The sequence below is a fragment of the Methanoculleus sp. MH98A genome (assembly GCF_000691865.1).
In the GTDB taxonomy this organism is placed as follows: Archaea; Halobacteriota; Methanomicrobia; order Methanomicrobiales; family Methanoculleaceae; genus Methanoculleus.
Genome location: NZ_JMIO01000160.1, coordinates 1 through 3,732, shown reverse-complemented (window position 1 = coordinate 3,732; position 3,732 = coordinate 1). Strand labels below are relative to the sequence as shown.

The 3,732-nt window shown below is 51.1% G+C and carries 4 protein-coding genes; 2 read left to right on the top strand and 2 right to left on the bottom strand.

Annotated features, from left to right (window positions below):
* Positions 1-142: 142 nt before the first annotated feature.
* Positions 143-1,840, top strand: coding sequence for an ATP-binding protein (locus EI28_RS12295; protein WP_197018518.1), 1,698 nt, complete (start codon positions 143-145; stop codon positions 1,838-1,840).
* Between the two features lie 241 nt (positions 1,841-2,081).
* Positions 2,082-2,444 (top strand): NAD-dependent epimerase/dehydratase family protein, encoded by a 363-nt coding sequence (locus tag EI28_RS15355; protein WP_304412417.1) that lies wholly within the window; start codon positions 2,082-2,084, stop codon positions 2,442-2,444.
* On the opposite strand, the gene EI28_RS15340 is transcribed toward EI28_RS15355, so the two are convergent.
* Positions 2,404-2,871 (bottom strand): N-acetylneuraminate synthase family protein, encoded by a 468-nt coding sequence (locus EI28_RS15340; RefSeq protein WP_255342103.1) that lies wholly within the window; start codon positions 2,869-2,871, stop codon positions 2,404-2,406. The genes EI28_RS15355 and EI28_RS15340 overlap by 41 nt on opposite strands.
* Positions 2,871-3,732: polysaccharide biosynthesis protein (locus EI28_RS12285; protein ID WP_048115230.1), on the bottom strand; the 862-nt coding region annotated here is incomplete at its 5' end. The genes EI28_RS12285 and EI28_RS15340, both read right to left, overlap by 1 nt.

Sequence of the window (3,732 nt, the reverse complement as noted above, 5' to 3'; positions counted from 1 at the left end):
GGATGGCTGACCCTGAAATCAGGACCCAAGTCCGGATACATTCTAATCGAGGCTTTTTTCATGGTGAGAATCAGAAGCGATCCAGCGAGGAACTTTTATGGTGGAGATTTGAACTGCTCACGCAATTATTAGGCGGGGAACAATGATGTCTAACAACCCAAGCGAACCCCTTAAAAATCTCGCAATAGGTACGATCATCGAGGTAAGCGGCACTCATATTGTGGCTGAATTGGACCCCCTGATTCACAATCTATCTCGCATTTTCGCTGGAGAGATCTATCCTATAGGCCAATTTGGGTCAATCCTAAAGATCCACTTCGGACGCCGAATCATCTATGCATTCGTCAGTAAACTCCGGATGAAATCAGAATATGAACTCGAAAACGGAATCATCAGCACTTTTGCTTCAAATGCTAGAGTAATCGAAGCGGATCTCTTCGGGGAAGGGGAGTGGATCCAGAGCGATGAACAATGGAAGTTGGTGTTTGAAAGAGGTGTCTCCACCTTCCCACTACCAAAACAGGTTGTCTACCTGACACCCAAATCAGAACTTAAATGGCTCTTTGACAAGGGATCCAGAGCCACGATCCCGATCGGGGATCATGTGGGGGTTGACGGCGCCATCTGCTATGTAGATATGAACGAATTACTGGGAAAGCATACTGCCATACTTGGATCGACTGGATCCGGAAAGTCAGGAACAGTTGCCGCTCTCCTGCACGCTATTATCGAGCATGGGGAGGATAATCAGTACCAGAATTGGAAGCCCAAAATTGTGGTATTAGATCCGCACAATGAATACGGATCCGCCTTTCCCACCCACAAACGCCTTTCGACGGATGAGGGATCATTGAAGTTGCCATACTGGCTATTCAATCTTCAGGAGACGATCTCCCTTTTCCTTGGAAAAACAGAGTTCACTGCAACGACCCAATCGAATATCATAAAAGTTGCCCTTCTTGAAGCTCGGAAAGAAGCTGCAGAACTGACCGACCTCCCCCCAGATACTGTGACCGTCGACGCTCCCATCCCATATTCATTAGAGAGATTTAAAGCCGAAGTGAATAAGCAAAAACCTTCAGGAAACGACCAAAGAAAGTTGGAACCGTACAACTCCGTCATAGGCAAGTTAGAGGTCTTAGAGCGAGACGAGCGTATGAAGTTCATGATGGAATCCTGGGATGGGAGTGGCGATCCGCTTCCCAGCGTCATCTCTCAGTTTCTTGGTTCCGAGGATCCGATCAGTATCGTCGATCTCTCAGGAGTGCCAAACGAGATCGCAGGCCTTGCCAGTGCTGTCATAGCACGAACCCTGTTCTCTCTAAAAATCTGGCAAACCTCCGATGAACGTGCCCGGACTCCCATTCTTCTTGTTTGTGAAGAGGCACATCGCTACGTACCCAATCGAGGTGAAGCACAATATGAAGCTGCACAGGACGGAATTCGAAGATTGGCAAAAGAAGGGAGAAAGTATGGCATCGCCCTTATGCTGGTATCACAGCGTCCCAGCGAAATCGATCCTACCGTTCTGTCTCAGTGCAGCACATGGATCGTACTCCGGATCACCAACGAAAACGATCGTGCGCAGGTTAATGCGATCCTTCCTGACTCTCTTGCAGGCCTGACTAACGTGTTATCTGGATTGCGGCGGCGTGAGGCGATATGTGTTGGGCAAGCCATCACTCTACCTTCACGGATCCGCGTCACGGAGTTAACGCCGGAGCGTCTTCCGCGGTCTCATGACGTTGATTTTGATGCAGGATGGCAACTTGACTCACCAAACGAAGCGGACTTCAAAAATATTGCTCAGCGGTGGCGACAACAAATCCGGTTGAAGTAGCTCAGACTGCAGTAACCTTCAGGATGCAACTCCACTTCACTCATTAGGAGTTGATACCATCAAGGTTTCACAACATCCATCTCCGAGAACCTGATGCAGGTATGCACCAGGTCTACGTTTCAAGTCTGTGAATTTAGCTACAGAGCGGTTTGAAAGACTCACCTCATGCTCTGAAGAGCAGTACAGTCTCCGCCAGCCCCATTCAGAAACCCCTAAACCGCTTCCCCAACATAGATTCTTCATGCGCTACATCGTCACCGGCGGGGCCGGCTTCATCGGCTCAAACCTTGCAGACACCTTATCGCAAAACCACGACGTCGTCATCATCGACAACCTTGCCACCGGGCGGCGGGAAAACATCGAGCACCTCCTGGATCACCCCCGGGTGTCGTTCGTCGAGGGGAGCATCACCGACCTCGACCTCTTGATGGAGACGCGATGGGCCAGGGGGGCCGGAGCGGGAGCACCGTTAGGTGCGCCTTCTTCCCGGGCGCGGACGGCATCTTCCACCAGGCGGTCATCGCTTCCGTGCCGCGGTCGGGATGTTAACTACGTAAATGGAGTTATATCATCAAGTCCCACGATAGCGGTGTTCCCTTTGTAACCTTCCCCGCTGCCTTCCTGCCAAGCACCGTAGACAGATACTTCGGGGGCAGCCCGTACCCCGGCCGGATCGAGCGCACATTCTCTTCCGTAAGCTCCTCCCCCGCCTCAATATCTTTCACGGCGAACAGTGATCTCCGAAAGACCCTGCTCGCCATCTCGCGTTCAGAGACCTCATAACAGACCCTGCCCAGCGCCTTTTCTGTCTCCCGCACCGCGTCCACCATCGCTTTAAACTCATGCGGCTCAAGCGAGAATGCACTGTCCGGTCCGGGGTCCGCACGGGAGAGTGTGAAGTGCTTCTCAATAATGCATGCACCGAGAGCGACCGCCGCTACTGAGGTGGCGATGCCGAGGGTGTGGTCCGATAACCCGACCGGAACCCCGAACGCCTCGGCAAGGCTGGGTAGAAAATAGCGATCGAAGATTATGAACGAGAGAATAACCTGCTTAAAAGATCGAGAAGTTCCTCGTTAGTCAGTATCACTTCATCAGCCGAGGAATATCGGGTTTTCAGGGATCTCTGGAACCCTTCAGGCAGAACAACGCTCTGCATCTTATCCTGGGTGTGCGGGTGCACAACGATGAACATACTTTCATTCTCATACGCACACTCCGCCTCGGATTCGGTCATTAATTCCTCATATTTCTTCTCGCCCGGGCGCGTACCGATGACCTTAATGGCTATATCTTCAGCATTTTGGCCGTTATTTTGAGTACAAAAAGAGATCATGGTTTCTGCAAGGTCACCAATTTTGATGACCGGCATCTTGAGAATAAAGATCTCACCATAACGTGCCATAACCCCCGCTCTCAAGATGAGATCCGTTGCCCTGGGTATATCCATTATAAAGCGAGTCATCTCCGGATCGGTGACGGTAACAGGCCCCCCCATCCGGATCTGTTCTGCGAATAAAGGAATGACCGATCCTCGAGACGCAATAACATTTCCAAACCGTACACAGGAAAATACAGTTCTCCTATTCCCCCTGTATGAGTTCGCGGAGAGGGTCAGTCTCTCTGCAAGAAGTTTCGTTGCGCCCATAACGTTTACAGGATTAGCCGCTTTGTCGGTGCTTATGACGATGACCTTTTCAACCTCTTCGTCAAGGGCAACGTTGAGGACATTCTGGGTTCCAAGAATGTTAGTCTTGACCGCGTCGAAGGGGTTATACTCACAGAGAGGAACATGCTTCAGGGCCGCTGCATGAAAGACTATGTCGACGCCTTCCATGGCACGCTTTAATCGCTCCTTATCCCGGACATCACCGACCAGCAACCGGATTTTA

What these genes read in the sequence shown, in the direction of transcription:
- EI28_RS12295 (WP_197018518.1), top strand. Translation starts at nt 143, where the DNA reads ATGATGTCTAACAACCCAAGCGAACCCCTTAAAAATCTCGCAATAGGT.
- EI28_RS15355 (WP_304412417.1), top strand. Translation starts at nt 2,082, where the DNA reads ATGCGCTACATCGTCACCGGCGGGGCCGGCTTCATCGGCTCAAACCTT.